This is a genomic window from Cohnella soli (genome assembly GCF_042655525.1).
Lineage (GTDB): Bacteria > Bacillota > Bacilli > Paenibacillales > Paenibacillaceae > Cohnella > Cohnella soli.
This window is the reverse complement of sequence record NZ_JBHSMI010000067.1, coordinates 804170-822834: the sequence shown is the minus strand read 5'-3', so window position 1 is coordinate 822834 and position 18665 is coordinate 804170. Positions and strand designations below refer to the sequence as shown.

The 18665-nt window shown below is 51.5% G+C and carries 16 protein-coding genes; 12 read left to right on the top strand and 4 right to left on the bottom strand.

The annotated features are described in order from the left end of the window. The first annotated feature begins 5 nt into the window (after positions 1 to 5). Genes ACFPOF_RS32875 through araA form a run of 3 tightly spaced genes read left to right on the top strand, consistent with a single transcriptional unit; the run spans position 6 to position 3750 of the window. Positions 6 to 1619 carry a xylulokinase gene (locus ACFPOF_RS32875; protein WP_378140312.1) on the top strand — a complete coding sequence of 538 codons (1614 nt, stop codon included), beginning with the start codon at positions 6 to 8 and terminating at the stop codon, positions 1617 to 1619. Positions 1620 to 1621: 2 nt separating this feature from the next. Continuing rightward, complete coding sequence (locus ACFPOF_RS32870; RefSeq protein ID WP_378140311.1) at positions 1622 to 2320, top strand: L-ribulose-5-phosphate 4-epimerase; 699 nt, start codon at positions 1622 to 1624, stop codon at positions 2318 to 2320. Between the two features lie 5 nt (positions 2321 to 2325). Next, positions 2326 to 3750, top strand: coding sequence for an L-arabinose isomerase (gene araA, locus ACFPOF_RS32865; RefSeq protein WP_378140309.1), 1425 nt, complete (start codon positions 2326 to 2328; stop codon positions 3748 to 3750). Between the two features lie 53 nt (positions 3751 to 3803). Here the strand turns inward: araA and ACFPOF_RS32860 are convergent, their stop codons facing one another. Both ACFPOF_RS32860 and rnz read right to left on the bottom strand, forming a co-directional pair. Continuing rightward, on the bottom strand, positions 3804 to 4241 hold the full coding sequence (locus ACFPOF_RS32860) for a CBS domain-containing protein (RefSeq protein WP_378140307.1): 438 nt from the start codon (positions 4239 to 4241) through the stop codon (positions 3804 to 3806). A 79-nt stretch (positions 4242 to 4320) separates the two neighbouring features. Beyond that, entirely contained in the window at positions 4321 to 5244 is a 924-nt protein-coding gene (rnz, locus tag ACFPOF_RS32855; protein WP_378140305.1) for a ribonuclease Z, read from the bottom strand. Between the two features lie 194 nt (positions 5245 to 5438). Here rnz and ACFPOF_RS32850 point away from each other — a divergent pair, with 194 nt between their 5' ends. Genes ACFPOF_RS32850 through ACFPOF_RS32830 form a run of 5 tightly spaced genes read left to right on the top strand, consistent with a single transcriptional unit; the run spans position 5439 to position 8021 of the window. Further along, complete coding sequence (locus tag ACFPOF_RS32850) at positions 5439 to 5765, top strand: PadR family transcriptional regulator (RefSeq protein WP_378140303.1); 327 nt, start codon at positions 5439 to 5441, stop codon at positions 5763 to 5765. Beyond that, positions 5762 to 6109, top strand: a complete 348-nt coding sequence (locus ACFPOF_RS32845) for a DUF1048 domain-containing protein (protein ID WP_378140301.1) — start codon at positions 5762 to 5764, stop codon at positions 6107 to 6109. The genes ACFPOF_RS32850 and ACFPOF_RS32845 overlap by 4 nt, the downstream gene beginning before the upstream one ends. A gap of 13 nt (positions 6110 to 6122) precedes the next feature. Continuing rightward, a complete protein-coding gene (locus tag ACFPOF_RS32840) occupies positions 6123 to 6482 on the top strand; it encodes a DUF1048 domain-containing protein (protein WP_378140299.1) in 360 nt (119 codons plus the stop codon). A gap of 14 nt (positions 6483 to 6496) precedes the next feature. Beyond that, positions 6497 to 7255 (top strand): ABC transporter ATP-binding protein, encoded by a 759-nt coding sequence (locus tag ACFPOF_RS32835; protein WP_378140297.1) that lies wholly within the window; start codon positions 6497 to 6499, stop codon positions 7253 to 7255. A 1-nt stretch (position 7256) separates the two neighbouring features. Then, positions 7257 to 8021, top strand: a complete 765-nt coding sequence (locus ACFPOF_RS32830) for an ABC transporter permease (RefSeq protein ID WP_378140295.1) — start codon at positions 7257 to 7259, stop codon at positions 8019 to 8021. A 44-nt stretch (positions 8022 to 8065) separates the two neighbouring features. Here the strand turns inward: ACFPOF_RS32830 and ACFPOF_RS32825 are convergent, their stop codons facing one another. Then, positions 8066 to 10324 carry an ATP-binding cassette domain-containing protein gene (locus ACFPOF_RS32825; RefSeq protein WP_378140293.1) on the bottom strand — a complete coding sequence of 753 codons (2259 nt, stop codon included), beginning with the start codon at positions 10322 to 10324 and terminating at the stop codon, positions 8066 to 8068. Further along, positions 10321 to 10881, bottom strand: a complete 561-nt coding sequence (locus tag ACFPOF_RS32820) for a dihydrofolate reductase family protein (RefSeq protein ID WP_378140291.1) — start codon at positions 10879 to 10881, stop codon at positions 10321 to 10323. The genes ACFPOF_RS32825 and ACFPOF_RS32820 overlap by 4 nt, the downstream gene beginning before the upstream one ends. A 193-nt stretch (positions 10882 to 11074) precedes the next feature. Here ACFPOF_RS32820 and ACFPOF_RS32815 point away from each other — a divergent pair, with 193 nt between their 5' ends. The 4 genes from ACFPOF_RS32815 (at position 11075) to ACFPOF_RS32800 (ending at position 18656) form a co-directional block, all read left to right on the top strand. Next, positions 11075 to 12307, top strand: a complete 1233-nt coding sequence (locus ACFPOF_RS32815) for a DegT/DnrJ/EryC1/StrS family aminotransferase (RefSeq protein ID WP_378140290.1) — start codon at positions 11075 to 11077, stop codon at positions 12305 to 12307. A 42-nt stretch (positions 12308 to 12349) separates the two neighbouring features. Next, a complete protein-coding gene (locus tag ACFPOF_RS32810) occupies positions 12350 to 14038 on the top strand; it encodes a polysaccharide deacetylase family protein (RefSeq protein WP_378140288.1) in 1689 nt (562 codons plus the stop codon). A gap of 70 nt (positions 14039 to 14108) precedes the next feature. Beyond that, a complete protein-coding gene (locus ACFPOF_RS32805) occupies positions 14109 to 16376 on the top strand; it encodes an AraC family transcriptional regulator (RefSeq protein WP_378140286.1) in 2268 nt (755 codons plus the stop codon). Between the two features lie 693 nt (positions 16377 to 17069). After that, positions 17070 to 18656 (top strand): ABC transporter substrate-binding protein, encoded by a 1587-nt coding sequence (locus ACFPOF_RS32800; RefSeq protein ID WP_378140284.1) that lies wholly within the window; start codon positions 17070 to 17072, stop codon positions 18654 to 18656. Positions 18657 to 18665: the final 9 nt, after the last annotated feature.

Sequence of the window (18665 nt, the reverse complement as noted above, 5' to 3'; positions counted from 1 at the left end):
TGAGCATGAATGAAATCATGATGGAAGCGATAACCAGAGGGGAAACTTCGCTAGGAATCGAATTCGGTTCTACGCGGATCAAAGCTGTGTTGATCGATCGTTGTTTTAAGACCATCGCTTCCGGAAGCTATGAATGGGAAAATCGATTGAAAGACGGATATTGGACGTACAACCAGGAGGACATCTTTACTGGCCTCCAATCCGCTTATAGTGAACTAAAACAGGAAGTGGAACGAAATTACGGCATTACCCTCAGGACCGTGGGTTCGATCGGGCTTTCCGCTATGATGCATGGTTATATGGCATTCGACAGCACCGGTAAGCTGCTGGTCCCGTTTCGAACATGGCGCAATGCAACAACCGGCGCGGCAGCGAGGGAACTGACTGGCCTTTTCCAATTCAATATACCCGAGCGCTGGAGTATCGCACACTTGTACCAAGCCATTTTAAATCAGGAAGAGCATGTCCCTCGTATTGATTTCTTGACGACGCTGTCCGGATATATTCACTGGCTTCTGACGGGCAATAAAGCGATTGGCATCGGGGATGCTTCGGGTATGTTCCCTATTGATGAGGCAACCCATAACTACCATTCGCTGATGATCAAGGCATTCAATGAGCGAATCGCAGCCAACCATTATCCGTGGGAGCTTGAGGATCTTCTCCCTAAAGTTTATCTCTCCGGAGAGCAAGCGGGCGTATTGACGGAAGCGGGAGCTCGGATTGTTGACCCGGCGGGGGACCTGCAACCCGGTATTCCGCTATGCCCTCCGGAAGGGGATGCCGGGACGGGCATGGTTGCAACGAATAGCGTGAGGAAACGTACGGGCAACATTTCCGTGGGTACCTCCGTTTTTGCGATGATCGTGCTGGAGAAAGAATTATCAAAGGTCTATCCCGAGATCGATATCGTCACGACGCCGAACGGCAGTCCTGTCGGCATGGTGCATGCCAACAACTGCTCCAGCGATCTCAATGCTTGGGTGGGATTGTTTCGCGAGTTTTCCGAGGCGATGGGCTACGCGGCGGACTCAGGGAAGCTGTTCGGCGTGCTGCTGAATAAGGCGCTCCAAGCCGACCCGGATTGCGGCGGGTTGCTCAGCTACGGCTATCTTTCGGGCGAGAATATTACGGGCATTGAGCAGGGCCGGCCGTTGTTCGTTCGCTCGCCCGAAAGCAGCTTTACTCTGGCTAATTTCATGCGCACACATCTATTCACTTCTTTCGGAGCTTTGAAGCTCGGCATGGATATTTTGACCGAAAACGAATCGGTGAGCATTGATGGCATTATGGCTCATGGCGGCCTATTTAAGACGCCTGTCGTCGGACAAAAAATAGTCGCTGCAGCGCTGAACGTACCGATCTCCGTGATGTCCACGGCCGGTGAAGGCGGGGCGTGGGGAATTGCGCTGCTGGCCTCGTTCATGGTCAACAAGGATCACGATGAAGGTCTGGAAGATTTTCTCGAACAGAAGGTTTTTCAAGATGTCGAAGGGCAAGCAATGGCACCGGATCTTGCGGATGTGAGAGGGTTTGAAGTATTCATAGAGCGTTACAGGGCAGGACTGGCTATCGAACATGCTGCTGTAAACCATCTGCTGGAGAACAGGAGGGGTTAGCCTTGCTGGAACAGCTGAAAGATGAGGTATATCAAGCCAATTTGGAGCTGCCGAAGCAAGGCCTCGTGAAATTTACTTGGGGTAATGCCAGTGCAATCGATCGGGAAAGCGGTCTTTTCGTAATCAAGCCGAGCGGAGTCAGCTATGAAAAGTTGAAACCCGGCGACATGGTGGTCGTGGACCTTGAGGGCCATGTGGTCGAAGGGGAATTAAGGCCCTCCTCCGACACGGCAACCCATGCTGTATTGTACAAACATTTTCCGGAAATCGGCGGCATCGTGCATACGCACTCTACGTGGGCAACCATTTGGGCGCAGGCGGGACTGGACGTTCCGGTTATGGGAACAACGCATGCGGACACCTTCTACGGGGCGATCCCCTGCGCTCGTTTTTTGAGACAAACGGAGATTGATCGCGGATACGAAGCGGAAACAGGCCGTGTCATTATTGAAACGTTCGCGGAGCGCGGATTGAATATCATGGCGATCCCCGCTATCCTGCTCCAAGGGCATGCGCCGTTCACTTGGGGGAAAGACGTGCAGTCGGCGGTCGTAAACAGCGTCGTGCTTGAAGAGGTTTGCAAAATGAATTTATACGCGCGGCAATTAAATCATTTTGCCAAAGAGCTGCCGGCAGGCATTCTGGATAAACACTATCTTCGGAAGCATGGACAAGATGCCTATTACGGGCAGAAAGGATGATTCGGATGTCGACAACAGCGGCTAAAGAGTTTTGGTTCGTCGTAGGTTCGCAACATCTATACGGGGAAGAAGCGTTAGCAGAAGTCAAAGCGCACGCGCAGCTGATGACGGATGCCTTGAATAACAGTGGCGCGCTGCCCTATCCTCTCGTCTTGCAGGATCTGGCGGTAAGCGCGGATAAAATAACAAGCATCATGAAAGAAGTCAATTATCGTGACGAGGTGGCGGGCGTCATCACATGGATGCATACGTTCTCGCCTGCAAAAATGTGGATTCGCGGAACGAAATTGCTGCAGAAGCCTTTGCTTCACCTCGTAACCCAATTCAATGAAAGCATTCCATGGGCAACGATCGACATGGACTTCATGAACTTGAACCAGGCCGCTCACGGCGACCGCGAATACGGCTTCATCAATGCCCGGCTGAAGAAGCAAAATAAAATCGTTGTCGGTTATTGGGAACGCCCGGAGGTGCGGCAACGGATTGCCGAGTGGATGGACGTTGCGGTTGCCTTTAATGAAAGCTTCCACATCAAGGTGGCCCGTTTCGGCGACAATATGCGCCACGTTGGCGTAACGGAAGGGGACAAGGTAGAGGCTCAAATTCAATTCGGGTGGACCGTGGATTATTATGGCATCGGAGATCTCGTTCAATACGTGAAATCCGTTACAGAGCGCGAAATCGACGATATGATGGACGAATATGCGGAATTATACGAATTTGATTATGGCACCAACAGCAAAGATAGTTGGAAAGCCAGCGTCAGAGTGCAAGCAAGCTACGAAATCGCCATCAAACGTTTCTTGGATGAGAAAGGCTACAATGCCTTCACCACGAACTTCGAAGATTTGCATGGAATGAACCAATTGCCCGGGCTTGCCGTTCAACGTCTGATGGCTCAAGGCTACGGTTTCGCCGGCGAGGGCGACTGGAAGACGGCAGCGCTCGATCGTCTGCTGAAAGTGATGAGCCGCAATCAAAACACCGGCTTTATGGAGGATTATACTTATGAGATGGCGATCGGCCAAGAATCGATCCTCCAATCCCACATGCTTGAGGTAGACCCTACATTGGCTGGCAACCAACCGAGAATCGTCGTTTCCCCGCTCGGAATCGGCGGTCGCGAAGATCCGGCACGCCTCGTATTCGACGGTAAAGCAGGCGAGGGCGTCGTCGTATCCATGGCTGATTTCGGTACTCATTATAAGTTGCTTATCAACGAGGTTGTCGCATTCGAGCCGACAGTTCCGGCCCCTAAGCTTCCCGTGGCTCGCGTACTGTGGAACGTGAAACCGAACTTCCAAGACGGGGTAAAAGCCTGGATCGAGAATGGCGGAGGCCATCATACCGTCGTCTCCTTAAGCCTGACAACGGACCAAATCATAACCTATGCGAAACTGGTTAACTTGGAGTACGTCGTTATTAAGTAATTCATAAACTGACAAAAAGAGAAGCCGAATCGCCGGCTTCTCTTTTGTACTCTTTACTGAACGTAATTTCGATGGTCCACGTTCTCGGATATTCCGCTAAGCGCTCTTCCGGCATGCTCGTCCGATTGTTTGCGAACGGCCAAATCCGCCAGGGCGACGACGCCGACCAATCCGCCTTTTTCCACGACGGGCAACCGGCGAACTTTCTGGTCGAACATCAGCTGCGCGGCATCATCGATGCTCGTATCGGGCGATATTACCGCGATGTTGTCGGACATGACTTCCGCAGCCGAGACCGAATCCGATTGCTTGTTCGCATACCCTCGAACGACCAAATCTCGATCCGTGACGACGCCTTTCAGCTTATTGCCTTCGACGACCGGCACGAATCCGATATCGTTGTTTTTCATCAGCATGGCGATATCGAATATTGTTTCTTTAGCGGTAACCGTCTTCAGATCCGTGCTCATGATTTCGCGAATGGAACCCAACGATAATCATCCTCCTCAACAAAATGGCAATCGTCTATAGGTTGGCTGATACGTTATCGTTTCATGCATTGGAATACCGTCATTTCGGCTTCGCGACTTCGATCTCGGCATATTCGCGAGCGGCTTCGATATTCGGGAAAATGATCTTGGCACCGTCGACCATCCGCTCGACTTCCTCGTCGTCGAAACGAGAGCTGAAGTGGGTGACGACGAGTCGCTTCGCTCCCGCCTGCGCCGCGATTTCGGCGGCTTGGCGGAAGGTAGAATGCCCGTATGCAAGCGCCTTTTCTTCCATGCCCGGCGCGAAAGTCGCTTCGTGGACTAGCAGATCCGCTTCCTTGCCCAATACGACCGCATCGTCACAAGGCGTCGTATCCCCGAGAAAGGCAACCGCGCGTCCTTTGATCGGAGCGCCGGTTACGTCCGAAGACCGAACGAGCATCCCGTTATCGAGAAGAACGTCTTCTCCTCTTTTCAGCTTGCCGAGCAGCGGTCCAAAAGGAACGCCAAGCCGCTCGAGCGCGGCCAAATCGAGCCGGCCGGGCGACGGACGTTCCGTCACGCGGTACCCGAAGCACCGAATCCGATGCTCAAGTTCGCGAACTTCTACCGTATATTGGTCGTCTTCGATCAGCATGCCGGGTTCCGCTTCGATCGTTTCCAGCTCGTAATCGAGATGTGCTTCGCTTAGACGAAAAGCGCTTTCGACATATTCGCGTATCCCCGGTGGGCCATACAGCTTCAACGGTCCGGCGCCTTCGAAATAGGAGCGACTGGCGAGCAAACCGGGCAAGCCGTACAGATGATCGCCATGTAGATGGGTGATGAAGATGCGGTCCAATTTGTTCAGCTTCAGCTTCGATCCGAGAAGCCGGTGCTGTGTACCTTCGCCCGCGTCGAAAAGCCAGAACCGATTCCGCTTATCGAGCAAGAGCGCGACCGAAGTCACGTTTCGCGCCTTCGTCGGCCTCCCGGCGCTCGTCCCTAGAAATATGATCCGCAATCGCGCACCTCCTCGAATGGTTTGACCTATTTTCCGCAAAAGCCTTCCGGAATAGTCAACCGCTTCGATGATCTGGACATCCTCAGAAAATCCGGGGCATAATGCTATTGACACATCAGCTACTACGTGTTACTTTATAGCAGTAGTAAGTAACACTGCATACCTGTCATACAGAATAGTGAAGGGTGATTGTAATGGAAAACTTAACGGAAATGCTCAAGGGGGCGCTTGAGGGCTGCGTTCTTGAAATTATAAGCCGCCAAGAAACCTACGGCTACGAAATCACTCGGCAGCTGAACGCCCTCGGCTTCACGGATGTTGTAGAGGGAACGGTGTACACCATCCTGATCCGGCTTGAAAAGAACAAGTTGGTGGAGATCACCAAGAAGCCTTCCGACATGGGACCGCCGCGCAAGTTTTTCGCGATCAACGACGCGGGGCGCGACGAACTGCGGAGGTTCTGGGAAAAGTGGGAGTTCGTATCCTCGAAAATTAACGAGCTAAAGGAGAGACAACAATGAATTTTTGGGAAAAAATCACCGGCAGCGACATGAATAAAGAAATCAAAGCTTTCGAAGCGCGAGCCAAAAAGCTGCCGGCTGATTATCAAGCGGCATGGGAAAAGATCAATACTCATCTTTGGAGTCATGCCAATTTCACGGGTCGCAACCTCATGCCGATACTTGATGGCGTGCTTGGCCTGCTGGAAGTATCGGCGGCGGACGGTCAGAGTGTCCAAGAGGTTTTGGGCGACGATATCAAAGGCTTCGTTTCAGCGCTGGCCGGCGAAGAAGGCGCTATGTCCGTTCGCGACAAGTGGCGCAAGCAACTCAACGATAATATCGCAAAAAAATTAGGTAAATAAGGAGGGAAATAAAATGAAAATTCGGGATATCATCGAAGGCAAAAAAGAATGGCGAGCGCACATGGCGCGTGTCAAAGCACTCCCGCAAGATTATCAGATTGTGTATAAAGAGATGCAAAAATATTTCTTTAAGGTCGGCCCTGCCGAGTTAACCGAAGGGACGGGGGGGACGGGGTTGCTCTCGGGGATTGTCGATCTTTTTGAAGAAGGCGCGGCCGCGGGGAAAGGCGTGCTCCAGGTTACGGGCAGCGACGTAGCGGCTTTCTGCGACGATCTCATCCAAGATTCTAAAACCTACGCTGACAGCTATCAAGAATCCGTTGACCAAGAGGTTTACAAGGCCATCAAAAAGGCTGCAAATAAATCAAAGTAAAGGGGACGATCGGGATGGAAAAAGCGATTCAAGTGAAAAGGCTGCAGAAGTCCTACAAACAGCTTCATGTGCTGAAAGGCGTGGATTTCGAGGTGGAAAAAGGCAGTATTTTCGCCCTTCTCGGCTCCAACGGAGCGGGTAAGACAACGGTTGTCAAAATCCTCACCACGCTGCTCAAGCATGACGACGGAGTCGCCACCGTCAATGGATTCGATGTAGCGTCAAAGCCGGGCCATGTGCGGCAGTCAATCAGTTTGACCGGACAATTTGCCGCAGTTGACGAGATATTGACCGGGCGGGAGAATCTGATTTTGATCGCCAAGCTGCGGCACCTTCCCAATCCGCGTCAGGTTGCTGACGATATGCTTACGCGCTTTGGCCTGACAGATGCCGCGGACCGAAAGGCATCGACTTATTCGGGCGGTATGCGCCGCAGGCTCGATATCGCTTTAAGTCTTGTGGGCAAACCGCAGATCATTTTCCTCGACGAGCCGACTACCGGGCTTGATCCCGAAGCTCGCATCGAGGTTTGGAAAACCGTCAAGGAGCTTGCGAGCAGCGGCACGACGATATTTCTAACCACTCAGTATTTGGATGAGGCTGAGCAGCTCGCCGACCGAATCGCCATACTCCACGAAGGTAGAATTATCGCGAATGGAACGCTCTCGGAGCTGAAAAAGCTATTCCCGCAAGCGAAGGTCGAGTATGTGGAGAAACAGCCGTCGTTAGAGGACATCTTCCTCGCAATCGTCGGCAAGAAGGAGGCCATTTAATATGGAGACGGTAAAGAATCACTTTTTTAGCGACATGAGCGTTATGCTTGGACGTTCCATGCGTCATATTTTCCGCAGCATGGACACGATCATCACGGTGTGCATCACTCCGATTGCGATGATGCTGCTGTTCGTCTATGTGCTTGGCGGCGCGATCCAGACCGGGAGTACGGATAACTATGTGAACTATTTGTTGCCCGGCATCCTATTGATTGCGATAGCAAGCGGTATATCCTATACGGCCTACCGTCTGTTTATGGATAAGCAACGGGGCATCATTGAGCGGTTCCACTCGATGCCGATTGCGCGATCCGCCGTGCTGTGGGGACACGTGTTGACCTCGGTGGTATCCAACGTCATTTCTCTTGTCGTCATCATTCTCGTAGCGCTCGCGATGGGCTTTCGTTCGTCGGCAGGAGTCCTGCCATGGCTCGCCGTTGCCGGTATACTTGTGCTGTTTACGCTGGCTTTAACTTGGGTCGCGGCGATTGCCGGATTGACCGGCAAAACGATAGAAGGCGCAAGCGCGTTTTCCTACCCGCTGATCTTCCTGCCGTTTATCAGCTCGGCTTTCGTGCCGACCGATTCGATGCCGAAGGTCGTTCGTGCTTTTGCCGATAACCAACCGGTAACTTCGATCGTGGAAACGATCCGCGCGCTGTTGTCAGACCAGCCTGTGGGCAATGATATATGGATCGCGCTTGCTTGGTGCGTCGGAATTATGATTGTGGCTTATATGTTTGCGATGCGCGCGTATCGACGCTGATGGGAACCGATGGGAACGTTAGGTCAATAAAAAGACGCTCCCCGTCAGGTTTCTGCCTTGCGCAAATACGCCCCCGTTATCGAATGCTCGGAAGAAGCAAGCTGGGCCGGGGTACCTTCGAAAACAATGCGGCCGCCCCGGTGGCCGCCCTCGGGACCTATGTCAATGATCCAGTCTGCGCTTTTGATCACATCCAGATTGTGTTCGATGACCACCACTGTGTTGCCCCCGTCGACCAAGCGGTTCATCATGTCCATCAGACGAGAAATATCGGACATATGCAGTCCGGTTGTCGGCTCGTCCATCACATAGAGGCTGCCTTCCTTGTGAAGCTCGCCGGCTAATTTGATGCGTTGGCATTCCCCGCCCGACAAGGTGCTCAGAGGCTGGCCCAGCGTAACGTATCCGAGTCCCACATCCTCCAAGGTCTGCAATTGACGGAGCAGCTCCTTCCCGCTGAAGAACGCCGAAGCTTCCCGTACCGTCATAGCGAGGACATCGCTGATGGATTTTCCGTTCAGTTTATACTGAAGCACTTCATCGCTGAATCGCTTACCCGCGCATACTTCGCAAGTCGTCCTGACCGGCTCGAGAAAGGCCAAATCCATGTAGATCATCCCAAGCCCCTGACAGTTGGAACAAGCTCCCTTGGAGTTGAAGCTGAACAGGGAGGCGCTCACCTTGTTGGCTGCTGCGAACTGCCGGCGGATCTCGTCCATCATCCCCGTGTAGGTGGCCGGATTGGAGCGGATGGACGTGCCGACTGCCGATTGATCAATGACAATCGCTTCCGGATTGGACGGCAGGAATGCTCCGTTAATGAGCGTACTTTTGCCCGAGCCGGCTACTCCCGTTACCACGGTCAACACACCGACGGGAATGTCGACTGTCACATCCTTCAGATTGTGCAGGCTGACGCCGGCTACGTTCATCCGTCCCTTGGGCACCCTGGTTGAAGTTTTCAAGGGTAATTTTTGCTTCAAGTACCGTCCCGTCAACGTATCCGCGCAGAGCAAGCCCGTAAAGTCGCCTTCGTAGACGATTTCTCCGCCGCGGGTTCCCGCATGAGGTCCGACATCGATAATATAATCGGCGATCTCCATCACTTCACGGTCATGCTCGACGACAAGTACGGTATTCCCTTTGTCTCGAAGCTGGCACAGCATGTCGTTCAGACGATGGACATCCCGCGGATGTAATCCGACGCTCGGTTCATCGAAAATGTAGATCATATCGGTGAGACTGCTGCTCAGATGACGGATCATCTTGATGCGCTGCGACTCCCCGCCCGACAAGGTTGCGGTTTGACGGTTCAAGCTCAGATACTCCAACCCAATAGACACCAGGTGGTTCAACCGGATCAGAATTCCGTCGATCATCGGGCCGGCAACGGGATCCCGTATGGCTTCAATCATACGTATGAGCTCGCCGATCTCCATCGCTGCGCACTCAGCAATGTTGTATTCGTTAATCCGGCAGTCCAAGGCCGCCTGATTAAGCCGACTTCCTTCGCAAAGGCTACACTCGTTATAGGATAGAAAGCGGTCAAGGGTTTCGCGTTTGGCCTCCGTCATCTCGCTGCTGTCCCGCTTTAAGTACAAGCGAGTGAGCTTGGGTAGCAGACCTTCATAATCCGATTCGATATCGCCGCCCTTGGTGCGGTACACGATCTTGCTTTCTTTGCCGTAGAGGAGCGTATCCCATTCTGCCGACGTATAGTCGGCAAGCCGCTTGTCGTTGTCGAACAAGCCGGAATAAGTATACGAATTCAAATACCAGCTTCCCACTTTAAATACGGGGAACAGGATTGCGCCTTCGTTCAGCGACTTGGACCTGTCTAGCAGCTTGTTCACGTCGAACTGCACGACCTGTCCGACTCCGGAGCATTCCGGACACATACCGGCCGGTTCGTTAAACGAGAAAAAGTGCGAAGGGCCTGCATAGGGCTTGCCGATTCTGGAGAAAAGCAAGCGGAGCATCGCATAAATATCCGTGATTGTACCGACCGTCGAACGGGAGTTGCCGCCGAGCCGTTTCTGGTCAATCACAACCGCCGTAGACAAGTTCTCGATAAGATCGGTGTCCGGCTGATTAAACCGGGGCAGCCGATTGCGGACGAATGCGGTAAAAGTCTCATTCAGCTGCCTCTGTGCTTCTGCGGCTACGGTATCGAAGACCAAGGAAGATTTTCCCGAGCCCGATACGCCGGTGAAAATGGTGATTTTCCGCTTCGGGATACGGACATTCACGTTTTTCAGGTTATTCTCGCGTGCTCCTTTAATGATGATATGTTCGACGTTCATAGACCAGGCCCGTCGAAATGATAAATGAGTTGTACAACGCCCGAGGAGAACGTCCTCGTATGAACCAGTTTTAAATTCAACCGCTGATTGATATCCACGAACAGCGGTTTCCCTTCTCCCAACACAACGGGATGAACGGATAATCTAAATTCATCAACAAGTCCTAAGTTGACAAAAGTGGTAATCAGACTTGCTCCGCCATATAGCCAAATGTCTTTACCAGGCTTATTCTTGATTTTGTTTACTTCTTCGAGAATACGATCGTTTATGAATACTGCTTTATGATCAGTCGCTTTTTGCGTCCTGGAGAACACATATTTCTCTTTACTATGAACCAGTTCCCAAAATTCCTTTTCAGAATCGGCAGAATCAATTTCCGGGGGGAATTGTCCCCATTGATCATAGCTTTTTCTTCCATATAAAATCGTATCAATTTGATTTAGGAATTCAGTAAACCCCATCTCAGGATCCATAATGCACCAATCCACTTCCCCATTTTTCCCTTCAATAAAACCATCCAAAGTAACCGCTAAATCCAAAATGATTTTTCGTTTCATGATTGATTGCTCCCTTCGTTGATCTACTCCTTATTGTAGACCTCCAATATGTCACCTTATGTCATATTAATCGGCTTCATCAGCGAAATTGGCTGTAAAGTTTACTTATGTAAGTTATTTTGAGTATTCAATTCGGTCCGGGTTTGATTATATTTGGAGCTGACTCAATTAAAGAAAGGAAGTGCAAACCCGAATGGAATTACTGGCCTTACACGGCGGGCGTCCTACCCGCACCGAGCCGTTCGGAAGCGGCAAACGGTTCGGCGAAGAGGAAGCGAAGGAACTGCTGGAAGCCCTGGAGCAAAACACGTTGTTCTACTACTTCGGCGGCAAAGTCAACGCATTCCTGTCCGATTTTAACAAAATATACGGTACCAAATACAGCGTTGCGACTTCATCCGGCACGGCCGCCATTCATGTTGCGCTCGGAGCTGCGGGCGTCACTGTAGGCGACGAGGTCATTACGAGCCCGATTACGGATCAAGGCACATTGATCGGCATTTTGTACCAGAACGCGATTCCCGTGTTCGCTGATGTAGATCCGCATACGTACAATATGGACCCGACCTCTATCGAAGCCAAAATAACGGAAAGAACGAAAGCGATCGTCGTCGTGCACCTTGCGGGCAATCCCGCCGATATGGATGCGATCATGGCCGTGGCCAAAAAGCATCGGATAAAAGTAATCGAGGACTGCGCCCAAAGCTACTTATCGCAATATAAAGGGAAGTATGTCGGAACGATCGGCGATTACGGCTGCTTCAGCACGAACGATTTCAAGCATATTTCGACCGGAGACGGCGGCATCGTGACGATCAATTCGGAGGATGAAGAAGATTATCACTTCACGCACGCCTTCGCGGACAAAAACTACCGGAGAGACAGGGGAGAAACGTACCGGGACGTGGAGATGCTGGCGCCCAATTACCGAATGACCGAACTGCAAGGGGCTGTAGGCGTCGCGCAATTGAAGAAGCTGCGCTGGATTTGCGAGACCAGAACGCGCCATGGAGACCGAATTTCGGAGGGACTGTCGGGCGTTCCGGGCATAGCCGTTCCCAAAGTACAGGAAGGCTGCGCGAGCACGTATTTTTCCTACATGCTGCGTTTGAACGGGGAAGAGTTAACCTGCACGAGAGCGGAGTTTTGCCAGGCATTGGATGCGGAAGGAATTCCGAATATGCCGGGCTATATTCCCGACGTCGTGTATATGACCAGGCTGTTCCAGAACAGAACCGCCTATCCCGGCAGTCACTTCCCGTTCGATCTGAACGGGACGACATACGAGAGAGGCTTATGCCCGATCGCGGAACAAGTGCTGCAAACGTCTGTCTCTATCGGGATAAGCGAGTTCTATTCCGAGCGCGATATTGAGGATATTATAACCGGCGTTCGCAAAGTGGCGCTGTACTATAGCAAACGATGAAACGATGAGATCACATACGATGTTGGAAAGGAATCTTTCGCTATGAAAATTGCCAAGGTTGCCGTATTGCTAGACGCAAAGCATGCCCAGAGATATTGGAAAAACGGATTAAACGTGTTCGAGAGTTATATCGGCGAAATGTTGTCCCATGCGGGGATCGCATTCGAATGGGCACACGAGTCGCATGAAATTGATAAAGGACGGTTCGATGTCGCCATCGTTGCACTTGCGGACGAATCGGAAGCTACTTCGGAATCGCTGTGGCGTTTCGCGCAAGAGGGCGGAATTGTCATCTCCTACGGCGGTTTGAATGCAATGAAGGAAAGATTAGGATGTTACGAGAAGCGTTCGCTTTCGATTGGCTACGCGAAGCTCGCAGATTGGAATCCCGACCCGGAAGTCAGCGATCTTCGTTTCCTGCAAGCCAGGCCCTGGTATGTTTCCAGTAAAAACCGTGAAGGGATTGAAGCGATCGGAACGTTGCATGCGGATCAGCCGAACTCGGCCACCTCGGGAGCAGCGCTGCATCGTTTCGCTGTCGGCAGCGGCTGGATCGATCGCTGGGCGGTGAACATCCCTTATACGGTGGTCGGAATGCAGCAAGGCACGGGACCTGTCGTCGAAGACGGCATTCCTCCGCTGGATCAATCCGCGAATATTCAGGAAGGCTTGCTGAAGGCGGACGATCGATGCGAGATGGACTGGGTGACGGATCGCGCCGTCACGGAAACGGGAGCCCCGTATTTCGCCTACCCTTATGCCGATATATGGAGGGAGACCGCCGTTTCCCATCTGCTGAAGAGAGTCGTCGAAACGGGGTATACGCTTCCGTTCGTCGGCTACTGGCCGGAAGGCGTGGCGGCGGTAGCCATAATCTCGCACGATAGCGATGGGAACGAGGAGCCGAACGCCCAGAAGATGCTCGAGGTGCTCAAGGATTGCCGGATCCAATCGACTTGGTGCATGATTGAACCCGGATATGGCGAGCGAATCTACGAGCAAGTAAAAGCGGATGGTCACGAGCTCGCCTTTCACTATAACGCGCTGGAATGGGACGGAGGCTGGTGGGACGAACGGGAGTTCGAACGCCAGCTGGCGCATTTGAAGCAAACCGCCGGACTCGCTGAAGTAGTCTCCAATAAAAATCATTACACCTTGTTCGAGGGATGGGGAGAATTGTTCGAGTGGTGCGAAAGAGCCGGTATCGCTTGCGATCAGACGCGAGGTCCGAGCAAGAGAGGGAATGTCGGCTTCTTATTCGGAACGTGTCATCCGTATTTTCCAACGGCTTGGAGCTTCGAACGCAATCGATTATATGATGTGCTGGAGCTGAGTTTTCTTTCGCAAGATATCGATTTGCCTCAGTTGGCGGATTTCAGCATCGTTCGTCCGCTGCTCAAGCAGGTGTACCGCAGAGAAGGAGTGGCGCACTTTCTGTTCCATCAGGCACACGTGACGAAGGAAGCTGTGGCCGATGCCCTTCGCGGGGTCGTAAGAGAGTCGCGGGAAATGGGTTTCGTGTTCTGGACGAGCAGGATGATCAACGATTGGGAACGCACGAGAAGAACATTCAAAGTCGGAGCCGTGCAAGACGACTACCGGGTGAGTGTCGAAGGAGACAGACGCTCAGACGAAGCCGTCGTCTGGATTCCGATCGGTGACGGATCGGATGCCGGCGGGCGGCGAGAGACCAAGTTCGGAGTGCCTTGCGTGAAGGGAAGACGAATATGATTGTCGGTTGGTCGCCGGGTGAATTATGATGAAATGAGTGATTGGTTTTCCACGACTAGGGGGACTTCGGTTGGACTTCATTAGAGGAGAAACTATTCACGAGAAATACATGAAGAAGAGACTGTTTACGAGGGTGTTTTTATCCGTCATCCTGTCAGTCGTCATCACGATCGTCGCGCTCACAACGATTTTATATCAGTATTTCGTAAACATCATTATGCAGCAGACGTATACGATGATGTCCAAAGACTTGCAGTTGGCCGGCCAGAATACCGATAACCTCGTGGAAAGCGCGAGTCAGACGAGTTTAAGAATATACAACGATGCTCTTATCTCCAAGCTGACTTACGCGGCAGGGTCCGAAAATTCGGACGTCAGGGCAGCGCTTGCGCAATTGGACTACTACAGGGCCATCCATCCGTATATCGATTCCATCTATGTGTTTAACGGTCCTGCGAGCACGTTTTACGTCAGCTCAAGCAAAGTCAGCAACGCGATAAACGATGCTGACGTTTTTTACGACAGGCATGTCATCGATAATTACGCCAACTATCAGAATCTCAATCCCGTTCCGAGAGTCATCAACGATCCCTCGCAGAAGCACGACCCAGATATCGTATATAGCTTTATGTATTTCGGCGCCTACGAATCGGTCAAGAGACCCGACTACGCTGTCGTCATCAACGTTTCCTCGGACTGGGTCGACCGGACGATGAACGGAAAGAGCGGCGAAGACGGGAATAAGATGTACATTTTGGATGCCGAAGGGAGAGTCGTTTCAGGCAATCCCGAATACCCCTTTATGAAGGAAATGTCCGGGGAGCCGTTCATGAGAAGTATTCGTTCCGACGGAGCCAAGGACGGCTACATCATCGGCGAAGCAGGCGGGACGAAGTCGGTCGTCGCTTACCTTCATTTGAGCTCGTGCGATTGGGTATACATTCAGGAAACGCCTTATCGTCAAATCATAGCGAAAGTAGATAAGCTGCGTACGAACACGATGCTGACTTCGCTGATCATCCTTGTAACGGGATTGCTCGTTTCTTTGCTTATTTTTCAGTTGTTTTACCGTCCGGTCAACAAAATCGTGTCCAGGCTCAGAAAGCTTGAATCGCAAAGCCAAGAATCGGTGCATACCCTTAAGCAGCATTTTCTGCGCGAGTGGGTGTCCAAGCAGGATAAGGCGGACCCGAAGACGCTGCGAAACAAAATCGACGAATACGGCATTAAAGTCGACTTGATCGACGGAGACGTGCTGCTCGTGCTGCTCAAAATCGACGAATATAAGAAGCATTACGAAAATTACGGTCACAAAGATCGCCAACTTCTACAATATGCGCTGTTGAATGTGGCGGAGGAGGTCTGTTCCCGGACATTCGCGATGGAAACCGTCAAAATGAATGACGGGCAAGTGCTGTTGATTTTGGATGTATCGGCGGAATCCGAGAAAGATGATACCCGAATCAAAGTGATGAAAAGTTTGGCGGAGACGCAAGAAAGCATTAAGGAGTATTTGAAAATTTCAGTTTCGATCGTCATCGGCTCACTAACCCAATCGGATGAAGGGATTGTCGCCCATTACAATGAATTGCTGGAGGCGTCGCTCCACACGTTTATTTACGGCCGCGGCTGTATTATCGATACGGGCGAAGTCGCGGGCTTCAAAAGCAATCGCTTAGAGTATCCCGATCAACAGGAAAAAGCATTGATCGAACAGCTCATGTCGGGAAAAATCAACGAATGCAAAAGCACCTATCTGGATACGATCCGAGACTCGCATAGTCAACCCTATTCCGTCTTTATGATGAATGTGACTAGACTTTTGTACGCTATCGATTCGGCCGTGGAGACGATTCAGAGCAACGGCATGTTGTCGTTCCACGCCAGCTTCGTAAAATTAATCTACGACGGCTCTGAAACATTGGACGAATTGAACGAAAAAGTGTTGGAGCTTTTGGACAAAATCGATTCCCTGCTGAAAAGCAGAAAAAATACGAACAGCGATATTTTGATCCATAAAATCGTCGAGCTTATTCATACGGACTATATGAACCCCGATCTTTCCGTCGAATATTTCGCGAATATGATCAAGATGTCTCCTACCCACCTGAGCCGATTATTCAAGCAACACACGCCGGAGACGATCAACGGCTATACGAACCGCGTTCGGATGGAGAAAGCGAAGGAGCTTCTGGGCAACACGGACGATACGATCGATCAGATCGCCTTGAAGGTGGGCTTCTCCAGCACGACGTACTTCTTCAAATGCTTCAAAAAATATTACGGAGTTACGCCGGGAGAGCTCAGGCTTAAGCACCATTTCAGAGATAAATTGTGAATATAGGCTCCCGATTGGGGGTGTCCCAAAAGTTTCTCATGATATGGGAACATCCGTGTTCGCATGAGAAGACCTCAATTTCCACTGCAAAGTGGGAGTTGAGGTCTTTTTTTAGTACAGCGGCACAATCGACGAGCAACCGAGAATGTGCCGCGAACGAGTCGACCGACTGATAACTGGGGGAGAGTATGTGTATGAAAAATCATACAAAATCGAACGGATAGACGACTGGTGAGAGTATGTGTATGAAAAATCATACAAAATCGAAAGGATAGACGACTGGACGAGAGTATGTGTATGGAAATTCATACAAAATCGAACGGATAGACGACTGGGCGAGAGTATGTGTACGAAAATTCATACAAAACCGGGCGTATCGGCAGCTGGAAAGGAGTATGCGGACGAGAGATATTTACCCCATAGTCGTCAGCAGTGGCAGGTTCATTGTACCACCGTAGCTATTTTCGAAGATATCCGGTTCTAAGTGGGCACAAAAGATGCTGGGCTTCTAGGACCGCCTTATCTTTTCCGTCCTAGCAGAAAAATCAACTTTTTTGATGCTTTGCTCATCAAAAATAGAGAGGGATGTGACTTATTTTGAGTAGTCATTCCGATTTCACACCGCTTATATTGAGTCTGTCGTTCGGGGCGGCGCTCCGGATCGTCAATACAAATCTATGGGAGGGTTTTGTCTTGAAAAGCAAGATGCTCAAATTCGGTAGTACAGGAATCGCAGCGGCAATGGCATTCGCGTTACTGGCGGGCTGCGGCGGCAACGATGGCAATGGCAACAAGGAAGCGGCAACAAACTCGGCTTCACCCGTTCCGTCCAGCTCAGGAGAATCGACGGCTTCGGCCAGCGCGGACACGCCGGACATCTCCAAGAAAGTGGAAGTCAAAATGTACTTGGCCGGGGACGCCGCCGCGGATTCCCCGCTCGTCGAACAAGAGCTCAACAAGCTGCTGGAGAAAGACTTGAACGCTACTCTCAAAATCATCAACATCCCTTGGGCCGATTGGGGAACCAAGTATCCGCTCATTCTGACTTCGGGCGAAAAGTACGATTTGGTCTACGCGTCGAACTGGGCCGGATTTTCCGATTACGCTCGCAAAGGGGCATTCATGGCGATCGACGACCTGCTGCCCAAGTATGCGCCGGCCATCATGAAACAGCTGCCTTCTGAAGCGTGGGATGAAGTGAAGATCGACGGCAAAATCGTCGGCATTCCTTCCTATCAAGACGATTACGTGACGGACGCGATGGTCGTTCGGGGAGATTTGCGCGAGAAGTACGGCGTCCCTCCGGTGACGGATTTGGACTCGCTGGGCGTCTACCTGGATGCGGTCAAGAAAAACGAGCCGAATCTCGTGCCGCTTGATGCAAACGCTTCCGAGGATCTGCTTATTCCGACGACGCCATACGAGATTGTCGACGGAGCAATATATGCGAACTCGTATGAGGACCTGAAGACAGGCAACATCAACCACCTTGCGTTCATGGACGCGTTCGAGCCGTTCGTCAAACGCATGAAAGAATGGAACGATAAGGGATATTTCTCCAGAGGCATGTTGACGAACAAAGGGTACTCGTATGGCTCTTACGAGAAAGGTACGAGCGCGGTGGGCATCGGGAATACGGGCCAAATCTTCAGCGCGCTGGCGAACACGCAAATCACGCATCCCGAATGGAAATCCGAATTCGTGAGCTTCCGATTGAAAACGAAGGCGGGCGTTCATAAGCTGAGCTTTATGTCGGAAGGGATGGCCGTAGGCAGATTCGCGGAAAACCCGGAGAGAGCCTTGATGGTTATGGATAAACTCCGGACGGATAAGACGTATTACAACCTGTTTCATTACGGTATCGAAGGAAGGAACTACATCATTAACGCGGAGGGGAAACGGGACAATCCTCCGGGGGTCACGCCGGACAAGAACGGATACTTGGCGAATAACAACGGACAATGGGGCTTTATCGTGACGTCGATGGAAACCCAGGACGCGAACGAATGGCCGGATAAGCGGAAGATCATCAATCCGCAGTTCGACGAGTTCACGACGCCGGACCTCATGGGCAGATTTGTTTTTAACCGGGACAACGTGAAGGCGGAGCTGGCGGCGATGTCGCAAGTGTACATCCAATACGCGAAACCGCTGAAGTGGGGGTTCACGAAAGATCCGGCGAAAGACATTGAAAACTTGAGAAATAAATTGAAGGCGGCCGGCAGCGACAAAGTATTGGCGGAATTGAAGCAACAACTTGTGGCCTATTTCAATCAATAGCGGGTGAAG

What these genes read in the sequence shown, in the direction of transcription:
- ACFPOF_RS32875 (WP_378140312.1), top strand. Translation starts at nt 6, where the DNA reads ATGAATGAAATCATGATGGAAGCGATAACCAGAGGGGAAACTTCGCTA.
- ACFPOF_RS32835 (WP_378140297.1), top strand. Translation starts at nt 6,497, where the DNA reads ATGGAAAAAGCGATTCAAGTGAAAAGGCTGCAGAAGTCCTACAAACAG.
- ACFPOF_RS32840 (WP_378140299.1), top strand. Translation starts at nt 6,123, where the DNA reads ATGAAAATTCGGGATATCATCGAAGGCAAAAAAGAATGGCGAGCGCAC.
- ACFPOF_RS32845 (WP_378140301.1), top strand. Translation starts at nt 5,762, where the DNA reads ATGAATTTTTGGGAAAAAATCACCGGCAGCGACATGAATAAAGAAATC.
- ACFPOF_RS32810 (WP_378140288.1), top strand. Translation starts at nt 12,350, where the DNA reads ATGAAAATTGCCAAGGTTGCCGTATTGCTAGACGCAAAGCATGCCCAG.
- araA (WP_378140309.1), top strand. Translation starts at nt 2,326, where the DNA reads ATGTCGACAACAGCGGCTAAAGAGTTTTGGTTCGTCGTAGGTTCGCAA.
- ACFPOF_RS32850 (WP_378140303.1), top strand. Translation starts at nt 5,439, where the DNA reads ATGGAAAACTTAACGGAAATGCTCAAGGGGGCGCTTGAGGGCTGCGTT.
- ACFPOF_RS32825 (WP_378140293.1), bottom strand. Translation starts at nt 10,324, where the DNA reads ATGAACGTCGAACATATCATCATTAAAGGAGCACGCGAGAATAACCTG.
- ACFPOF_RS32820 (WP_378140291.1), bottom strand. Translation starts at nt 10,881, where the DNA reads ATGAAACGAAAAATCATTTTGGATTTAGCGGTTACTTTGGATGGTTTT.
- ACFPOF_RS32830 (WP_378140295.1), top strand. Translation starts at nt 7,257, where the DNA reads ATGGAGACGGTAAAGAATCACTTTTTTAGCGACATGAGCGTTATGCTT.
- ACFPOF_RS32815 (WP_378140290.1), top strand. Translation starts at nt 11,075, where the DNA reads ATGGAATTACTGGCCTTACACGGCGGGCGTCCTACCCGCACCGAGCCG.